The 17,419-nt window shown below is 43.2% G+C and carries 17 protein-coding genes, 1 tRNA gene and 1 pseudogene; 2 read left to right on the forward strand and 17 right to left on the reverse strand.

Going from position 1 to position 17,419, the window contains the following annotated elements; all coding sequences use genetic code 11:
* Positions 1–12 precede the first annotated feature (12 nt).
* Both IAE16_RS07290 and queC read left to right on the forward strand, forming a co-directional pair.
* Positions 13–99 (forward strand) — tRNA-Leu (locus tag IAE16_RS07290).
* A 5-nt stretch (positions 100–104) separates the two neighbouring features.
* Positions 105–755 (forward strand): 7-cyano-7-deazaguanine synthase QueC, encoded by a 651-nt coding sequence (gene queC, locus IAE16_RS07295; RefSeq protein WP_323700133.1) that lies wholly within the window; start codon positions 105–107, stop codon positions 753–755.
* A gap of 59 nt (positions 756–814) precedes the next feature.
* Here the strand turns inward: queC and pyrF are convergent, their stop codons facing one another.
* The 17 genes and pseudogenes from pyrF to IAE16_RS07375 all read right to left on the reverse strand — a co-directional run bounded on the left by pyrF (position 815) and on the right by IAE16_RS07375 (position 17,419).
* Positions 815–1,483 (reverse strand): orotidine-5'-phosphate decarboxylase, encoded by a 669-nt coding sequence (gene pyrF / locus IAE16_RS07300; protein ID WP_323700134.1) that lies wholly within the window; start codon positions 1,481–1,483, stop codon positions 815–817.
* The gene (gene hisH, locus IAE16_RS07305) at positions 1,476–2,084 is read right to left on the reverse strand and encodes an imidazole glycerol phosphate synthase subunit HisH (RefSeq protein WP_323700135.1); all 609 of its coding nucleotides are present in this window, start codon (positions 2,082–2,084) and stop codon (positions 1,476–1,478) included. The genes pyrF and hisH overlap by 8 nt, the downstream gene beginning before the upstream one ends.
* Positions 2,085–2,921, reverse strand: coding sequence for a cytochrome c biogenesis CcdA family protein (locus tag IAE16_RS07310; RefSeq protein WP_323700136.1), 837 nt, complete (start codon positions 2,919–2,921; stop codon positions 2,085–2,087).
* A 23-nt stretch (positions 2,922–2,944) separates the two neighbouring features.
* A complete protein-coding gene (locus tag IAE16_RS07315) occupies positions 2,945–4,147 on the reverse strand; it encodes a TolC family protein (RefSeq protein WP_323700137.1) in 1,203 nt (400 codons plus the stop codon).
* Positions 4,144–4,650: a thioredoxin family protein gene (locus tag IAE16_RS07320; protein ID WP_323700138.1), complete on the reverse strand. Its 507-nt coding sequence runs from the start codon at positions 4,648–4,650 to the stop codon at positions 4,144–4,146. Before IAE16_RS07320 ends, IAE16_RS07315 begins: the two co-directional genes overlap by 4 nt.
* Entirely contained in the window at positions 4,634–5,680 is a 1,047-nt protein-coding gene (gene cheB / locus IAE16_RS07325) for a chemotaxis-specific protein-glutamate methyltransferase CheB (RefSeq protein ID WP_323700139.1), read from the reverse strand. Before cheB ends, IAE16_RS07320 begins: the two co-directional genes overlap by 17 nt.
* A complete protein-coding gene (locus IAE16_RS07330; RefSeq protein ID WP_323700140.1) occupies positions 5,668–6,462 on the reverse strand; it encodes a CheR family methyltransferase in 795 nt (264 codons plus the stop codon). Before IAE16_RS07330 ends, cheB begins: the two co-directional genes overlap by 13 nt.
* Entirely contained in the window at positions 6,462–8,420 is a 1,959-nt protein-coding gene (locus IAE16_RS07335) for a methyl-accepting chemotaxis protein (RefSeq protein WP_323700141.1), read from the reverse strand. Before IAE16_RS07335 ends, IAE16_RS07330 begins: the two co-directional genes overlap by 1 nt.
* On the reverse strand, positions 8,413–8,892 hold the full coding sequence (locus tag IAE16_RS07340) for a J domain-containing protein (RefSeq protein WP_323700142.1): 480 nt from the start codon (positions 8,890–8,892) through the stop codon (positions 8,413–8,415). Before IAE16_RS07340 ends, IAE16_RS07335 begins: the two co-directional genes overlap by 8 nt.
* Complete coding sequence (locus IAE16_RS07345; protein WP_323700143.1) at positions 8,889–9,350, reverse strand: chemotaxis protein CheW; 462 nt, start codon at positions 9,348–9,350, stop codon at positions 8,889–8,891. The genes IAE16_RS07340 and IAE16_RS07345 overlap by 4 nt, the downstream gene beginning before the upstream one ends.
* Positions 9,343–11,001, reverse strand: a complete 1,659-nt coding sequence (locus tag IAE16_RS07350; RefSeq protein ID WP_323700145.1) for a methyl-accepting chemotaxis protein — start codon at positions 10,999–11,001, stop codon at positions 9,343–9,345. Before IAE16_RS07350 ends, IAE16_RS07345 begins: the two co-directional genes overlap by 8 nt.
* 26 nt (positions 11,002–11,027) lie before the next feature.
* Complete coding sequence (locus IAE16_RS09750) at positions 11,028–11,513, reverse strand: CZB domain-containing protein (protein ID WP_438617129.1); 486 nt, start codon at positions 11,511–11,513, stop codon at positions 11,028–11,030.
* Positions 11,505–11,774, reverse strand: a pseudogene (locus IAE16_RS09755) (methyl-accepting chemotaxis protein); the annotation flags it as partial. The pseudogene IAE16_RS09755 and the gene IAE16_RS09750, both read right to left, overlap by 9 nt.
* A gap of 806 nt (positions 11,775–12,580) precedes the next feature.
* A complete protein-coding gene (locus IAE16_RS07360) occupies positions 12,581–13,090 on the reverse strand; it encodes a PAS domain-containing protein (protein WP_323700147.1) in 510 nt (169 codons plus the stop codon).
* 3 nt (positions 13,091–13,093) lie between these two features.
* Entirely contained in the window at positions 13,094–14,530 is a 1,437-nt protein-coding gene (locus IAE16_RS07365; protein WP_323700149.1) for a methyl-accepting chemotaxis protein, read from the reverse strand.
* A gap of 10 nt (positions 14,531–14,540) precedes the next feature.
* Positions 14,541–16,472 carry a chemotaxis protein CheA gene (locus tag IAE16_RS07370; protein WP_323700150.1) on the reverse strand — a complete coding sequence of 644 codons (1,932 nt, stop codon included), beginning with the start codon at positions 16,470–16,472 and terminating at the stop codon, positions 14,541–14,543.
* A complete protein-coding gene (locus IAE16_RS07375) occupies positions 16,469–17,419 on the reverse strand; it encodes a chemotaxis protein (RefSeq protein WP_323700152.1) in 951 nt (316 codons plus the stop codon). Before IAE16_RS07375 ends, IAE16_RS07370 begins: the two co-directional genes overlap by 4 nt.

The following is a 17,419-nucleotide window of genomic DNA, read 5'->3' on the forward strand; positions in this document are numbered from 1 at the left end:
ATTTTCTATACAGCCGGAGTGGCGGAACTGGCAGACGCAGGGGATTCAAAATCCCCCGCCCGCAAGGGCGTGCGGGTTCGACTCCCGCCTCCGGCACCAAAGCCATGAAGAAGGTTATTGTTTTATTCTCCGGTGGAATGGATAGCACCACCCTCTTGTGGCTCTGTAAGAAAGAATTTCAAGAGGTCTACGCTCTATCCTTTGACTACGGACAAAGACACAAGGTGGAGCTAAAGTATGCAATAGAGTTGGCTCAAATAGCGGGTGTAAAGGAGCATATCTTGGTAGAAGTACCTCACTATCGGCTAATTAAAGGTTCAGCTTTACTGGAAGGTGGTCCAGAAGTGCCAAAGGGAGAATACACCCAAGATGTGCCACCTACGAATGTGCCGATGAGGAACCTTGTCTTTCTTGCCATTGCCAGCTCCTTTGCGGACAGCCTTGGGGCGGAATACATAGCCATAGGCGTTCACGCCCTTGACACTCCCTACCCCGACTGCAGGACAGAGTTTATAACTGCGATGGAATCCGCCATAAATGCTGGCTCTGCCTACGTGGCAAAAACAAAAAGAAGAGTGCATGTATACGCTCCCTTTCTTGGTATGAGTAAGGTGGATATAGCAAAACTTGGAAAGGAGCTTGGCGTCCCCTTTGAAAAGACCTATTCCTGCTATATGGGAACTGAGCCCCCTTGTGGTGTGTGTGCTACCTGTATTCAAAGACAAGAGGCTCTCAAGGCTATAGGGTATGTTTAATTAATAGACAAGTTCTTAGTTTAACTTCCTTAACCTGCATAGGCTCACTTCCACTATTTTTACAACTTTAAAAGTATTTCCTCTACCCTCTTCACAGGATTCTCCGCCCTCAAAATACTTCTACCCATCACAATTATGTCCGCACCAGCACTTAGAGCCTCTTCAAGGCTTACCACCCTCTTTTGGTCTTCCACAGGGTCTCCCTCCAACCTAACACCGGGAACAACCGCAATAAAAGGCTTAGAGGCTTTCTCTTTGAGATAGCTTAGCTCTTTACCCGAGCACACTATACCGTCAAAGCCTTCCTTGAGGGCAAGTTCTGTAAGGTGGAAAACCTGTCCCTCTCTGTCTCTGCAAAAACCAATGTCTTGTATATCCTCATCGTCAAGGCTTGTTAGCAGAGTGACTCCAAGTAGCTTGAGCTTTCCTTTTACCTCCACTGCGGACCTGAGGGCAGATTTCCCTGCGGATATATGAATTGTAAGATAGTCCGCACCCAACTCCTTTGCGGATAAAACTCCTTCCTTTACCGTATTGGGAATGTCGTGGAGCTTAAGGTCCAGAAATAACTCAAAACCTTCCTCTTTTATGTAGTCTGTTATTGCCCTATGATGGCAGATGAAAAGTTTATAGCCCACCTTAAAAAGGAGAGGATAGCCCCTAAGAGACCTCACCAAGTCTTTGGCTTGTTGAAGGTTTGTGTCTAAGGCTATGCAGAGCTTAGCCATAAAGCCTCCTCCTGAAGTTCTCAAGAAGCCTTAGTCCAGCCTTTTGGCTCTTTTCTGGATGAAACTGGACCGCAAAGATGTTTTCATACTCTATTGAAGAGACGAAGTCAATACCGTAATCTGTGGTGGTAAGAACTATATCCTGTCTCTTTGGCACTACATGGTAAGAATGGACAAAGTAAAAGTATTCGCCCTCTCTGATGCCATTAAGAAGGTCAGAAGGCTTTTGCCTCCAGAGCTGATTCCAACCTATATGTGGCACTTTAACCTTTGGTGGAAGTAAAAGCACCTCACCCTCAAGCACTCCAAAGCCTTCTGTTTCTCCAAACTCATAACTCCTTTCAAAGAGTAGTTGAAGCCCAAGGCATATACCCATATAGGGTTTTCCCTTCTCAATATGCCTTAGTATCTCTTTCAAAAGCCCCAGTTTCCTTAAGTTTTCCATGGCATCCCTAAAGGCACCCACACCCGGTAAGACCAATACCTCTGCCCTTTTTACCTCTTCTGGGTCTGAGCTGACCTTTATAGAAAAGCCTACCTTCTCAAGTGCCTTTGACACGCTCCTTAAATTGCCCATTCCGTAGTCTATCAAAAGAAGCATCTATGCACCCAGCAAAAGAGATATCTCCGCCAACTTGCCCATGGTAAGCAGGACCCCTAAAAGTATAAGCAAAAGCCCGCCCACGACCTCCACAACACCAAAAAAGCGTCCAAAACTTCTCACAAAGCCAAGAAAGGCAGAGAGCAAACCACCCGCTATGAGAAAGGGAATACCCATACCCATAGAATAGGCAAAGAGAAGGCTTGCACCCTGAAGAGCGGTTTCCTGTTGACTGGCATACAGCAGGATTGAGCCAAGCACTGGACCTATGCACGGACTCCATCCAAAGGCAAAGAGCATACCCACCGCCAAAGCACCCAATCCAGAAACACTACCCTTCATTTCCTTTCTCATCTGCCTGTATAACACCTCATGAAGACCAAAGAGGTAAAGAAAAGCCACCACAAGGGCTATGCCCAATAGGTCAAAGAGGGTCTTCTGAGGAATAACTCCCAGAAAAAAGAAAGCAAGTATAAGTGCGGATACGCCTGCCAGCTCCTTTAAAAAACTGGGTCTTAGCATAACACCGGCAAAATGCAGACCAAAGAAAACCACTATACCACCACCCACCTTTGCTATGTGGTCTTGATACTCTCTCAAGAGCCCACCTATACCCGTTGCGGTAGCACCCATAAAGGTAAAGACTACGGAAAAACCCACCACGAAAAGAAGCGAAGCCATAAAAGCCTTTTGGCTAAAGCCACCCTTTTCTTTTACCTCCTGTGCTCCTATGCCAGATATGTAGGATATATAACCGGGAATTATTGGCAGGACGCAAGGAGACAGAAAGGACAACAAGCCAGCGGTAAAGGCTATAAGAAGAGATACCTCGCTCATTTCTCACCTCCATGATAAATATATTACTCCAGCACTTCAAAGGGTTCACGACCAGCAAGACTAAGGAGCTTTGCCCACAAGAGGATAAGCTTATACCGAGCTTCCATGAGCTGTCTTTCCGCCTCGCTTTTTTCCGCCATGGCATAGCCAAGGTCAAAGGCAAGCTCCAGCTCGTATTCAGACCTTCTCAAGGTTAAATTTTCCTCCGCAAAGCGATCTTTTGCTATAGCCTCTGTGAGCTTAGCCCTTAGGTATTCCCACTCATAGGGTGCGGAGAAAAACATTAGCCTCAGGCTTGCCTCAATGCCTTCCCTTTCTGACTGGGCTGACCTTTTTAGAGAAGCCAAGTAATCAACCTTGTATTGTCTGCTTGCATCATAAATGGGTGTGGAAAGCTCAAGACCGCTTTTATCTGTGGATATCCTCAAGTTGAGCCTTGGAGATATTACTTGCTTTGCGGATTTTATGTCCTCCTCGTAGCTTTTAACCTCAAGGTCTTTTATTCTTAGGCTCGTGTTTTCCTCAAGGGCTTCTTTTAAAAGCTCTGGGAAGGGTTTTATGAGCCTATCTACTTCTCTTGTTGGCAGGTCTTCAACCTGTATTATGGCTTCGTAGGGTATGCCAGCAAGCTCCTTTATTTGAAGAAGGGTGTGATTATACATGTGCTGTGCATAGAATAGCTCTGACCTTTTTTCTCTGTAGACGCTTTCAAGTCTAAGGACTTCGTGGTCTGTGGCAAGTCCCAGCTCTTTCCTTTCCCTTGCCCTATCAAAACGCACATAGGCTATAGCCATCTCCTCTCTCTTTACCTCGGTAAGCTTTCTGTATAGCTGAGCTTCTGCAAAGAGCCTTATTATCCTAAGCTGTAGGTCTATGTGGAGTTGTCTTAGCATCAGCTGTGCGGTATCTCTCCTTATCTTTGAAAGCTCTATCCTTGACTTAGTCCGCTGGAATTCATACAGAGTGCTTACTACAGTAAGGTTAGCATCTAACTTCGTATCCTTTTTATCAAGGTCATAAAGAAGTGAAGCACCTGCGTAGACTATGGGTAGGTAATACTTTTGTGCAAGCTGATAGTCTATCTCAAGAGCGATTATCTGATGTCTTAGTCTCTGAAGTTCCTTGTTGTTTTTGAGTGCGAGTTCATACACCTTTTTGTAATCAAGGGTTATTATCTCCTGAGAGAAAGACATACCAAAGAAAAGAAGGATGGCAAGAAATATCATCTCCCTTTGTTTTCTCTCAAGAACTGCACCAAGTTTTTATTTCTGTAATGTCCTTCCACCACATACCTGCCTATGAGAACAAATTCCTGAGGTTCTATGTAACCCGGCACCTTTGCCACCACCTTACCCTCTTGGTCAAAAAACATAAGGACTGGAGTTAGCCTAACACCGTGCTTTAGGGAAAACTGTCTCTCTGTGAGCTTTTTCCCATCAAGGTCCACCAATTCATTAGCCCCTCTTATATCTATTTCCACCATGTAGAAATACTTTGTGAAATACTCCTGAACTCTCCTGTCCTGAAAGGTCACCCTCCTCATCTTGTCACAGAAGGGACACCCCTCCTGATGGAACATTATAAAAAGAAACTTGTTTTCCTTCTTTGCTTCCTCAAAGTCTTCTTTCAGATTAAGAAAGGAAGGCTTCAAAAAGGGTATGGCTTCCGCAGAAAAGACAAGTAAGGGAGTTAAAAGTATTAGCAGGAAATATTTAGCTACATACTTCATGGCGTAAACCTCCACATAGTTCTCTTACCTTTTTTCCCATTTCTTCCACAGGCATAATATAAGTATATGCACCGGCTTCCATGGCGGAGCATGGCATTCCACACACTACACATGTAGAGGGCTCTTGAACTATTACGGTAAATCCCTTTTCCTTAAACTTCTTTGCACCCTCCGTGCCATCATTTCCCATACCTGTAAGTATAAGAGCTACTGGACTTTTCGCCTTTTCCGCCATGCTCTTGAAAAGCACATCAGCAGACGGTTTTACTATTGTTTGAGGTTCTTCATGAACTCTGAGTATAAAAGACTCATTTTTCCTTTCCAAAGAACCATTCTTTCCTCCTGGGATAACTACGAAAAGCTCCCCTTCAAGCTTCATCCCATCGTAACCCTCTTCTACCCTTAGATGGGTTTCCTTTGAAAGCCACTCCGCAAGCCCCTTTGTAAAGGTAGGAGGCATGTGTTGAGCTATAACCACAGGAACAGGAAGTCTTCCCATGTTTTTTATTAAAACAGGCAAAACCTTTGGTCCACCAGTTGAAACACCAATGCCCACAATATCCACCGCACTTTGGGTTTTTGTTTCTTGAACCTTTAAATCCTGTGGAGAAAAGGGCTTTCTCTCAGACTTTTTCCTTGTGTAAAGCCTTAGCTTATCTACAAGCTCTTCGGCAACCTTTGAAAAGTCAAACTTTAATTTTGCAGAGCCCTTCGAGATAAAGTCAACTGCTCCAGCCTCAAGGGCTTCAAAGGTTATCTTTGCTCCTTCAGTGGTATGGTCACTTATGACTATTATGGGAACATCCATATGCTTTTTTATTTCCTTTATAGCCCTTACTCCATCCATCTTTGGCATAACTATATCCATGGTTATTATGTCAGGCTTTAGTTCAAGGGCAAGCCTTACTGCCTCTTCTCCATCCCTGGCTTCCCCCACCACTTCCACATCCTTTACTTCTTCAAGAACCTTCCTCAATGCCATTCTTATGAATTTGGAGTCATCAACCAAGAGAAGTCTCACTCTACCCATGGCTTATAAAAATATGAAAGCCTTCCACAAAATCGCCTCTCGATTTTCCCGTCAGGGTTGTCCAGAGGACCCATAATCAAAAAGCCTCCCTTCCTCATAGCTCTTATTAGATTATCATACACCTTTTTTCTCGCTTCATCGCTGAAGTATATAAGCACATTCCTGCAAACTACTAAGTCCACGTCCTTAATTGGGGGTTCGTCCATCAGATTATGCAGGTGAAATTCCACAAGGTTCTTTATTTCCTCTTTTACGTGGTAATTGTTTCCATCCTTTAAGTCAAAGTATTTAAACAGGCTGCGGGGAGTGTTTCTAAAGGATCCCATAGGGATATCTTTATATACTCCCTTTGTGGCAGTCTGAAGTGCATTTAGAGATATGTCGGTTCCAATGATTGTTAGCTTACCTTTAAGTGTATGGGCGATGTAGCCAAGCGAGGTGAGGTATTCTACCGCAAGCATGGCGATAGTATAAACTTCTTCACCGGTTGCACATCCTGCTGACCATATCTTTACGCCCTCTTCGAGCCTTTTAAAAATTTCGGGAAATATAGAATCCCTAATGCACTCAAAAACTTCCTTATCTCTGTAAAAATATGTTTCCTGCACACTAATTGCATCTATTATCCTCTGCCAACTATCTTCTTTTATATTCTTACCCTCAATGCCTATAAATATCTCTTTATTATCCTCGTATAGTTTCTTTAATCTATCTAACCTGGTTCCAGAAAGGACAATGCCTATTCTTTTTTCTATGAGCTTTAAGACTTCAGAAAACTCCATTAGCCTCTTAATTCTTCTACCTTCTTAGTGGTCTCCTCCACCCTCTTTGTCAGCTCCACCATCTGTGAAAGGACTTCTTCGGAAGCGGACGCATTGTTATTGCTTATCTCCTTGAGGCTTTCCATGTTACGGGATATTTCTCCCATACCTGCAGAGGTCTCTTCCATGCTTGCAGCTATCCTATGAAGCATTTCCCTTATTTTTCCTACTGCCTCCCTTATACTCTCAAAACCCTTACGGACAACATCTGTATTCCTGTAGCCTTCTTCTATGATGGAGACAACCTCCTGAACCGTCTGACTTACTGAGCCTGCCATCTTACCCACCTGCTCCGCAAGTCTACGAACCTCATCCGCAACAACCGCAAAGCCTCTTCCTTGTTCTCCAGCTCTTGCCGCCTCTATTGCAGCGTTGAGTGCAAGAAGGTTTACCTGTTCCGCAATATCTTGAATTGCACCAGCTACATGCCTTATTCTCTCTCCTCCCTCTCTTACCCTTTTCATGGAGCTACTAAAGTCCTCCATAAGCCTTGAGGATTCTTCAACAAAGTTTGAGGTTTCATTAGCGGACTGGAAGGCGAGCTCTGTGCTGTTTGAGGTCTCTCCGAGAGCAGAACTTATCTCCTCTATAGCGGTTGCCATTCTTCCTGTAGCCTCGGTCTGTTTTCTTGTGCCTTCCTCCACCATCTCCATTGCTTTGCTAACTTCAACCGATGCGTTAGCCACAGATAGCAAAGAATCCACGAGAAACTCCATGACTTCCATAACCTTATTTATCTTCTCCTTTACCACAAGCAGATCCCCCTTCTGGTCTGATGTTATCCTTTTGGAGAAGTCTCCCTCAGAGGCGGATACCATAACCTCTCTAATCTCATCTACCACATTGTTAAGTGAGGACAAAAGCATGTTTAGGTTTTGTGCCATTTTCCCAAACTCATCCTGACTTTTCACCTCAAGCCTTTTTCTAAAATTCCCCCTCTCCACAACTTCCCTTATTACCGTCTCCAACTCCGTTAAACTGCCTGACAGCCCCCTTATTATGAAAAGGGCTAATAAAAGGGAGATAAGCAACGCTGGAAAGCCAAGAAGTGTTAAAAGGAAGAAGCCCCTAATAGCGGATGTTTTCATAGACTTGACCTCTTGCTTTGCTAAACTTACGAGGAACTCTCCTACCTCCCACATTTGGTCTATCCTCTCCGTAGACACCTTAAACCACTCATCTGGGTTAACCCCAAAAAAGTCCTCCTTCTCCCTTATTAGCTGTCTAAACTTTTCTACCTCACTATCCTTTACCCTTTGTGCATACATCTCAACCGCTTTGCTTGGTGCTATGTCAGAGAAAACTCTAAGATAAGACTCTTGATTGGTAACCGCCCTATACCATATGTCTCTGTCTGAAGGTTCAAGCACATCCTTTGTAAATACGCTCACAAGTATAGCTCTTTCTTTTTCTGCACTTTCCTGTATATAAGCCAAAAGAATACTGCTTTCAAGACGTCTAAACAACCTGGCATCGTGCACTTCCCTTATCTCTTCCTTAAGGGCTATTAAGAGGCTCTCTATTATGTTGCTATAAAGATTAAAAGCATCCCCAGGTGTCATCTCAATTTTATCGCTCATATCTCTTGCATCCTTTAGGGGCAGAAGCCTGTTTTTGAATTCCTGTGGTAGTTTTTCTATTGCCTGGTCAGTTTCCACTCTTTGTTTTTTGAGCTGGTCATCAAACTTTGTACCAGCGTGCGTCAAAAAGCTAACAGTTAAACCCCTCTCCCTCTGTATTTGGTAAACTACCTCGAGTATCGCCTCTTGAAGGTCAATGATGCTCTCCGCATGCCTCACATAGAGGAAGGGTCGGAGGACTATAAAGTAGGCAGAAAGGGTAGCGAAGAGTGTGGTTACAAGAAAAGGAAGCAAGAAAAGAAGCATAACCTTTTTTCTGACGCTCAACCTTTTAAGCATGGCTGACCCTCCTCATATAGCCAATGAGCACCTGATAGTGGTAGTTTATAAGGAGCATTTTTTTGTGTGCGACCCTTTTGTCTTCTACCTTATCTGGGTGGTTCAGTTTTACAAGTCTTCTGTATGCTCGTTTAAGTTCTTGCTCATTTAAGCTATTAAGCCCGAAGAACTCCATGGATTCTCTTATTTTTGCTGGATACAGGTTTGGACTTTGGCAAAAACGCCAGTAGGTTTTTACATAGGAAGCTACAAGACTCCTCTTTTTTAAGGCAAACTGTGGATAATATGTAATCACATCCTCTATAGGGAAATACTTGAAGAGCTTTCTTATCATGTAAGATTCAAACCACGTCTTTAAAAACTCTTCATGCTTCCCATCAAAGCTTCTATAAAGGTCATAGAAGAGGGACTGAAAAAGCTCAAGCCTTTTTCTGTATATGTAGTCAAATACCCTAAAATAAAAGGTCTTCATATGCTATCCACCACGCGGTCAAACTCAATAATGCTTATTAGTCCTTGGGGCAATTGGGCGACGTTTCGTATGTATTCGCTATACCTTCCAGACATGGGGTTTGGCTCAAGTTTTTCCTCTTCGATCCTTATCACACCCACCACTTCATCCACAAGAATCCCTACCTTTCCCTTATGGCTTTCTACCAACACAACTCTATCACCTTCCCTTTCCCTTCTGAGCCTTAGTATGGTTTTGAGGTCAATAACGGGGAGTATCTCTCCTCTTATGTTTATAACACCTAAGATAAGTGGAGAAGAAAAGGGAACAGGCACTATGGGTAGGAGCTTTGATATTTCCACCACCTCCTTCAGAGGAACACCAAAGAGCTCCCTCTCAAGATAAAAGCCCAAAAATTCAAAGAACTTGCTTACTCTCTGAAGACCCTTCTCCTTTACCACAGGCACTAAGTCAGCCATGGGCATACCTCCTTACACATTCAGCGAGGGCTTGTATTCTGTCTATTATCTGTTGAGAGTCAACAACATAATCCATAAGTTTGTTTATTGCCTCTTCAAGTTTTCCTTCCTTCATGAGCTGGATAATATGATTGCCATCCCTATGATACTTAATGTGTGGCTCTTCTATAGCCTTAAAAAGGTTCACACATTCATCGCCGTATCTTTTCACGTCCTCAAGACCTGTAGAATAATACCATTTACCCAAAGCACACTGAGTATGGTCCGCTAAGAACTCAAACCTCTTGTAAACTACGCTGTCGGTAACATTTTTCATAAAGTTAGCATGGTCTATAATGCGTTGAACGATGTTGATGTAGTCAGAGAATACACGGTCATCCTTTTTCATATCCCTTATGCTTAGCACTTGATCCCAGGCATCTTTGAGCATTTCGAGGGTGTGCTTTGCAGTATTGGCTGTTAGGTTGAGTATGTTCATTATGGTGGAGAAACTTCTCTGAAAATCCTTTGTGTTGCTGGTTATGTTTTTGTATGTGTCGATGATATCTTTAGAAATGGCTTTCACATCTGTAACTATGGTGTTTATAACCTCTCTCACCTGTGTGGTGCTTTGGGCTGTCTTTTCTGCAAGTCTACGAACCTCATCTGCAACAACCGCAAAGCCTCTACCAATCTCTCCAGCCCTCGCCGCTTCTATAGCTGCGTTGAGAGAGAGGAGGTTTGTCTGTTCTGATATTTCAAGGATCAGGTTCAGAACCTCTCCCGTTTCACCCACTTTTGCCTCTGTTTCAACTGTTGAATTCTTTAGAGATTCTAAGCTACGGGCATCTGCAAGGGTTTTGTCTAATATGTGCTTTAGCACCTCCGCTATGTAGCTTTCCAAGATAGCTGCGGTAGAATAGTTTTTGGCGGAATTGTAGTAAGAGAGTGCAACATACATAGACTGTCCAAAGATTATGTTTTTCTCCACAAACCTTTGCCAGGTTACATCAGTCCAGATGGTCAAATAGGCTACTATTTCACCCTTTGAGTTGGTCAATGCGGACCTGTCGCTTTGTATTATCACATTACCTACCACTATATCTGCGTTTCTCTTTACTTCTCCGGGTTTTGTTTCCCTAAGAAGCTCCTTTACTCTTTCTGGGTCTTTATGGAAGATGTGTATGGATTGCCCTACTATGTTGGAGGAGTCTATCTTATAACCATAAGTCCTTTCTATCTCCGAAGACAACCTATCTATTATCCTTTTGCCTGCGTTGTTTACAAAGATTATTCTGTTGCCATCCCTACCCGGTTTGAACTCTGTATCCGCAATGTAAACGCCTTCATACTGTAGGTTTTCTATGATTTGCCAAGCCATGTGGTTCTTATCTTTTAGCTCTTCTTGTTCCTTGAGTAGTTTACTTATCTCCTCCTTATAGGCTTTCTCCAATTCTGCTACTTTTTCTTTGAGTTCTTCTCTCTCCGCGATGAGCCTTTCTATCTCACTCCTGAGGCTGTTTTCTGTCTTTTCCTTTTGCAGATTTTCCTTCTCCAGTTCAACCACCCTTTGGGAGAGGTTTTCTATCTCAAGCTCTCTGTTTTTGAGTTGTTGCCTGCAAGCTTCAAGCTCTCGCTCAAGCTCCCTTATCCTTTTACCTCCAAATATCATCACCACACCTCCTAATAGGTTTATTGTTATGCCTTCTGCAATTGATAAACTTCCAATTGCTCTAAGCTGTGAGAGTTATTCTTTAACTTCTCTATTAGACCATCAATGAGGTGGAAAAGCTTCATGGAAGCGGCCTCCATCTTCTCAAAGTTTTCTCTTAGCCTGTTGGCATTCTTAATGAGTGCCCTCATGGGGTCAGGGACCTCTATAATTCTTAGGTTCTCTTCCGCGTATCTGTGAACGAGCTCGTGAGGTTCAGAGAGCTGGATAAACTCTGGAAGATGGGCATAAGATTTCATTCCTTCGCTGTAGTACCATTTTCCGAGATTACAGCTTCTGTGGTCGGAGAAGAACTCCTTCCCCTTGCCTAACCTAAAGATGGTTCTGTAGGCGTTGCTCTTAAATATGATATGGTCTACCTTATAACCCGCCAACTTTAGGAACTTACTGGTGCTGGCAATCTTTTCGCTTGCATCCTTTATCTCGTGGTTAAAGGAAATGACATTTTTCATAAGACCCTCTATGGATTCTACCGCATGGTCTACCTTTTCCTTCACATCTTTGGCTTTTTCCAAGGTGCTCTTAGCCTCTTCCTTTAGGGAGTTTAGCACTTCTTGAACCTGCAGGGTTGCCTTCTGGGTTCTTTCCGCAAGCCTACGAACTTCGTCCGCAACAACTGCAAAACCTCTCCCCGCCTCTCCAGCCCTCGCCGCCTCTATTGCTGCGTTTAGAGCAAGGAGGTTTGTCTGCTCCGCTATGTCCCTTATAAGGTTTATAACTGCAGTGACCCTCGTGCTTTTCTCTACTAGGGAATTGACTACCATGCTGGTATCCTCTGAAAGGCTTTTAAGGCTGTCTACTTCTTGCAGTGTAGACTTTATACCTTCTACCGTATCCTCCGAAGACCTTACAACCTTTTCCATCATATGCTTTATGGTTTCCACCTCTTCTCCAGCTTTATAAAAGTCCTTTTTCAGAAGCTCAAGGTTATAGCCTATACCATTACCTAAATTGCCGAATTCTTCCACCATTTCAAACATCTCTGCAAGCATATAACTTTTCTCTATACCTTCTATAGCTTTTTGTATCCTATCTGCTGTAGTCTTAAATATCCCAGGAAAGCCTGATGAAACAAGCTTTCTGAAAAATTTACCTTGCTGGGCGTATTCTACCGCATAAACGATCTCCCTAAGAAAACACTCTACAATGTCTATAAAGTAGTTAAACTCTCTAACGGTCTCCCTAAGCTTGCCCTGAGCCTTTGGCATATACACCCTATCCTCCAAATACCCCCTGACCGCTTGGTGTAGCACCCTGCAGGTTTCTTTGAAAAACTCCTCCACTTGAGCCTTTTCCTCCTTGAGCCTTTTGTTTTCCTCCTCCAGCTCCTTTTCCCTTTTTAGCTTTTGAGATAGTATCTCCTCATCCTCATAACACTTTTCTTCTAAGCCTCTGAGACGCTGAGCTATGGCTCTTAGTTCCTCCTCAATACCAAGCCCAAGGTCCGGCAATTCCGCTTCCTTTCCATCCAAAACATCCTTCAAAAAGGTTTTTAGCCTTTCCATTTCCTTTCTCATGTTTATTCCCTCCAAAGTGTCCATATCCATTCTTCATAGGGCATGCCTTTCAGAACTTCCTGAAGAAGCCTCTCACTAGCCTGCATGCCACCAGACCTCTCCGCTTCAAGTAGCTTCTTGTATATCTCCTCTACTTTCCTAACCGCTTCTTTATTCGCCCTCCTTCTGTCGCTCTGATAACCGATTATATTTGTTCCACTTTCATCCCAAGAGGGTGTGACATGGGCGTATACCCAGTAGTAAGAGCCATCCTTTGCCATGTTCTTCACATAACCCCAGAATTCCTTGCCTTGCTTTATGGTATCCCAAAGGAGCTTGAAGACTATGCGAGGCATATCTGGATGCCTTATGATGTTGTGGGGCTTGCCTACAAGCTCTTCTTCAGTGTATCCTGTCACTTCGCAGAATACTTCATTGGCGTAAGTTATTACGCCCCTTGGGTCTGTCTTGGAGACCAAAAACCTGTCTTCTGGCACCTCCCTTTCTTTGTTTACCGGGGTTGGTCTTTCCATAGTTTACCTCCCTTCAAGATTTTTTATTAAATTATCAAACTCATTGAATATTTTTGAAAGACTTTCTTCAGCTTCGTTAAACTCGTGGAGTATTTCATCCCTTCTTCTTATAAGCTCATCCGCTGGGTTTTCCTTTTTCAGCACCTCAAGGACTTTTTCAATATGTTGGTGGAAGCTGTCATGATAGCCTTCAACCTCCCTGTATTCTGTATAATCTCCAAACCTTTCCATGCCATATCCATAATACCAATGAGCAAAGGTGCAGTTCTTACTATCTCTGTAAAAACCTGTATCCACAAGGTTGTATATACAGAAATATGCATTATGCTTGAAGATTATAAGGTCAAGTTTGTTGGCGGTTATATTAAGAACATCCTCTATAAGGCTTGCATGCTTTGATGCTTCTTCCGCACTTTTGCTAAAGGCTTCCATTACTTTTCTTAATGAATACACATTTTCCGAAGATTCCTTTACATTCCTTACCACCTGCACCGACTTTTCCAATGTAGCTCTCACCTCCTCTTGTATACTTGTGAGTATATGAGCTACCTCTTCTGTTGCCTTCTGGGTTCTTTCCGCAAGTCTACGAACCTCATCCGCAACAACCGCAAAGCCTCTTCCCTGCTCTCCAGCCCTTGCCGCCTCTATTGCGGCGTTTAAGGCAAGGAGGTTTGTTTGCTCTGCTACCTCCCTTATAAGTTCTATTATACCCACCACATTCTTAGCTCTTTCTGAAAGAGTTGTTATACTCTTGTTTTCCTCTTCAACGCTTTCTACCACATCCACAAAACTTTTTGAGACACCTTCAAGTAATTCAACTCCTCTCTTGGAGAGCTCTGAAGTTTTCTGACTTTCTATGCTTATGCTTTTTGCCTTTTCTACGCTCCTAAGAAGGTCGTGGTATATTACCCCAAGACTTGAAGCAATACCACCACCAAGCTGGCCCAGTTGGGCATTAAGCTCTATCCTCTTCTTTAGCTCTGCGTCTTCTTTCATGTCATGTAGAGGTTTTTTGAGAGCTTGAGCGGTTTGCTTAAATAGTCCAGGAAAACCCGTATCCACCACAGGCCTGAAAAACTTACCCTGTGCTGCGTACTCTATAGGAGTTCTTATCTCTCTTAGGAAGGTTTCTACCACGTCAAGGAAATAGTTAAGGTTTTTCGCCATTCTTTTTAGCTCACCCTCGTCCTTTAGAAGAACGATCCTGTCATCCAGCTTCCCCCTTGATGCAGTTTCTAAGAGAAGGGCTATACGGTGTATGGTGTTTTTTGCATGCCTTACGCTTACAAAGATAACCCAAGCAAGTAAGAAGTTGGCAATGTTTAGGACCCTTATTGGTTCAAAGCCGTATTTGTAAAACTCCACACCAAGAGCTATAGCAAAAAGAAGTATAGAGGCTATGTTAGCATACTGAACCTTATCAAGACTGCTCCATCTCATATAAAACCTCCTAAAATACTCCTACAGTTCTCCTTATTAAACCCACAGGGTCAAGGATTAGCACTATGCTACCGTCTCCTGTGATTGTAGCTCCAGAGATGCCTTCTATGTCTCCAAAAACCTTACCAAGTGGTTTTATAACCACCTCTTCATCTCCCAGCATATCTTCAACAGCAAGAGCAACCCTCCTATTACCTATCAAACAGACCACTATGTAGCCTATTTTGTTCATATGTATACCGAGTATCTCTCCAAGGCTAAAAAGGGGTATTGTGCTTTCTCTAAGTATAAGCACATCTTCTCCAGACACATGGGAAACCATTGCATCATCACCACTCACTATTTCAAGCACGGAGTATATGGGAATGGAGAAGAGTCTTCCACCAATACTAACAAGAAGGGATTTTATGATGCCTACGGTGAGCGGGAAGCTCATAACCACCCTTGTCCCCTTACCCCTTTCGCTCCACACATCCACCGTTCCTCTGAAGTTTATAACTGTGTTCATAACCACATCCATACCCACGCCTCTGCCGGAGACCTCGGAAACCCTGTCTGCGGTAGAAAAGCCTGGACTGAATATAAGAGACAGAAGCTCTTTCTCCGTCATCTTCTCTGCTCTTTCTGGTGTTATTATGCCTTTTTCTATAGCCTTTCTTTTTACCTTCTGCACATCTATGCCCCTTCCATCGTCCTCAACAGATATAAAAACCCTGTCCCCTTGATAGTAGGCTTTGAGCTTTAATTGCCCCACTTTTTGTTTCCCTAATCTCTCCCTCTCTTCTACTGGTTCTATACCATGGTCAATACTGTTTCTAAGAAGATGTATAAGTGGTTCTTCAAGTTTCTCTATTAGAGATTTGTCCATCTCCGTATCTTCTCCCTCCATTATAAGCTGGACTTCTTTTCCTAAGAGCCTTGAAAGGTCCCTTACCACTCTTGGAAACTTTTGAAAGAGCTTTTTTACAGGTTGCATTCTTGTTTTCATAACCGCAAGCTGTAAATCGCCCACTATACGGTCAACGGAAGAAACAACTGTTTCTAATTCTTCAACAGCCCTTGACTGGTATTCTTCAGATAGAGATTGGATAGTTTTTAAAAGTCTGTTCCTTTCAAGCACCAGCTCACCTACAAGGTTCATAAGGTTCTCTATCTTTTGCACATCTATACGCAGGACCCTCTCCACCTCTTCTTCTTTTTTACCTTCTTTCCTTTCACGAGACTTTTCTTCCTCTACCTTCTCCTCTTTTGCGGGACTTTGAGCTTCTAATGTAGAAGGCTCCTCCATATTTTCTTCAAGGAATCTTCCTTCCGCATACAACATCATAATTTTGTCTGCCTCTTCTTCTATTTCTTTTGATATCTCTGCCGGTAGTGTAGTTTTCTTAATGAGGTTGTCTATGAAATCTATAAGCTCCTCCGGTCTTTTATCTGGAGGCATAAGGACAAGTTCTTCAAGTATTTCTTCTATGCTTTTACCCTTAAGATGGGAAAGACCATACTTATCAAGTAGCTCTTCAAGGGATGGTTTCTTTTCTTTTTCTGAAGCAATCCTTCCACCTTGCAGTATTGTGGAAAGCATGTGGATAAGAGATTGGTCTATACTGACTTCTTCATTCCTTGAGTAAAGGAAAAGGGCCTCCCTTATAAAGTCAATAGCTTTGAGGATTGCATCGCCTATTTCTCGGCTAAAAGAAAGTTCACCGCTTCTGATTTTACCGAGCACATCTTCCGCCTTGTGTGCGGTTTCCACTATTGCGGAAAGACCAAGAAAGCCAGCACCTCCCTTTATGGTATGCATACTTCTGAAAGCTGAGTTTATTAAGTCTGAATTCTCAGGGTCTTTTTCCAGTTCTAAAAGTATCTGTTCAAGATTATCAAGATGCTCCTTAGCTTCCACAACAAACTCTTCAAATATCTCCCTCATTTCTTCTGGTATCATAGCTTGCCACCTCCTGCTTTATCAACAAGCTCAAGCATCTCCTTTGCATCAAACTTGACAAGGTAAGCGTCCGCACCCACGCTCATTGCCTTTTGTTTGTTCGCCTCATCGGAAAGTGTTGTATTTACTATAACTGGCAGGTGCATAAGTCCGGGTGTCTCTTTTATTTTCCTGGTAAAGGTAAGACCGTCCATGCGGGGCATTTCAATATCTGTAAACACAACCTGCACAAAGTCCTTTATGTTTTTGTTTTCCGCTTTTGCCCTTTCAAGAAGTTCGTTGAGTTTTTCCCACGCTTCAAGACCATCCTCACAAGCTATGATAGTGTGTCCAGCACTTTCTAATGTGTCGCTTATTATTTTCCTTGCCACAGCAGAATCCTCAGCAAGAAGAATTGTGTAGTGCATCGTTTCTTTTTGAGCCAATTCTTTTGCCTCCATCTCTCCAAATATCTTGAGAATACCCATATCGTGCAATATGCCCTCAAAGTCAAGTATGAGAAGCATCCCTTCCTCCGTATCCACAACTCCCGTTATTCTGCCACCAAGCTTTATATTCAAAACCTCTGGAGGCTTTTTTATGTCCGCCCAGGATATACGCATTATCCTCTTGGCGTCATGCACTATAACACCAACCTTCTCTCTGAGGAATTCAAGATGAAGCAGATACTTTCTCCGCTCTGGAGGTTCAGGTATACCCATCCATCTTGCCAAGCTGACCACAGGTATAAGCTCTCCTCTTACTTCAGCCATTCCCTCTAAAAACTCTGGCATGTTTGGCACTCTAGTTATCTGAGGAAGTCTTAAAACTTCTCTTACCTTTGCCACATTAACACCCAGTATCCACTGATAGAGACCTTCAGGCCTGTCTTCGTATACCCTAAAATTAACTATCTCAAGCTCGTTCGCCCCAGTCCTCAAAACCTCAGGCATCGCATAGGTGTCCAT

This window comes from Hydrogenobacter sp. T-2 (assembly GCF_033971325.1).
Taxonomy (GTDB): Bacteria; Aquificota; Aquificia; order Aquificales; family Aquificaceae; genus Pampinifervens; species Pampinifervens diazotrophicum.

Bases quoted from the DNA above. Each gene is read 5' to 3' on its own strand.
- IAE16_RS07345 (WP_323700143.1), bottom strand. From the start codon at position 9,350: ATGGCTGACTTAGTGCCTGTGGTAAAGGAGAAGGGTCTTCAGAGAGTA.
- IAE16_RS07370 (WP_323700150.1), bottom strand. From the start codon at position 16,472: ATGATACCAGAAGAAATGAGGGAGATATTTGAAGAGTTTGTTGTGGAA.
- IAE16_RS07310 (WP_323700136.1), bottom strand. From the start codon at position 2,921: ATGAGCGAGGTATCTCTTCTTATAGCCTTTACCGCTGGCTTGTTGTCC.
- IAE16_RS07350 (WP_323700145.1), bottom strand. From the start codon at position 11,001: ATGATATTTGGAGGTAAAAGGATAAGGGAGCTTGAGCGAGAGCTTGAA.
- IAE16_RS07340 (WP_323700142.1), bottom strand. From the start codon at position 8,892: ATGAAGACCTTTTATTTTAGGGTATTTGACTACATATACAGAAAAAGG.
- IAE16_RS07330 (WP_323700140.1), bottom strand. From the start codon at position 6,462: ATGGAGTTTTCTGAAGTCTTAAAGCTCATAGAAAAAAGAATAGGCATT.
- pyrF (WP_323700134.1), bottom strand. From the start codon at position 1,483: ATGGCTAAGCTCTGCATAGCCTTAGACACAAACCTTCAACAAGCCAAA.
- IAE16_RS07335 (WP_323700141.1), bottom strand. From the start codon at position 8,420: ATGCTTAAAAGGTTGAGCGTCAGAAAAAAGGTTATGCTTCTTTTCTTG.
- queC (WP_323700133.1), top strand. From the start codon at position 105: ATGAAGAAGGTTATTGTTTTATTCTCCGGTGGAATGGATAGCACCACC.
- IAE16_RS07375 (WP_323700152.1), bottom strand. From the start codon at position 17,419: ATGGACACCTATGCGATGCCTGAGGTTTTGAGGACTGGGGCGAACGAG.
- hisH (WP_323700135.1), bottom strand. From the start codon at position 2,084: ATGCTTCTTTTGATAGACTACGGAATGGGCAATTTAAGGAGCGTGTCA.
- IAE16_RS07315 (WP_323700137.1), bottom strand. From the start codon at position 4,147: ATGATATTTCTTGCCATCCTTCTTTTCTTTGGTATGTCTTTCTCTCAG.
- IAE16_RS09750 (WP_438617129.1), bottom strand. From the start codon at position 11,513: ATGAAAAATGTCATTTCCTTTAACCACGAGATAAAGGATGCAAGCGAA.
- cheB (WP_323700139.1), bottom strand. From the start codon at position 5,680: ATGGGTAGAGTGAGACTTCTCTTGGTTGATGACTCCAAATTCATAAGA.
- IAE16_RS07365 (WP_323700149.1), bottom strand. From the start codon at position 14,530: ATGAGATGGAGCAGTCTTGATAAGGTTCAGTATGCTAACATAGCCTCT.
- IAE16_RS07360 (WP_323700147.1), bottom strand. From the start codon at position 13,090: ATGGAAAGACCAACCCCGGTAAACAAAGAAAGGGAGGTGCCAGAAGAC.
- IAE16_RS07320 (WP_323700138.1), bottom strand. From the start codon at position 4,650: ATGAAGTATGTAGCTAAATATTTCCTGCTAATACTTTTAACTCCCTTA.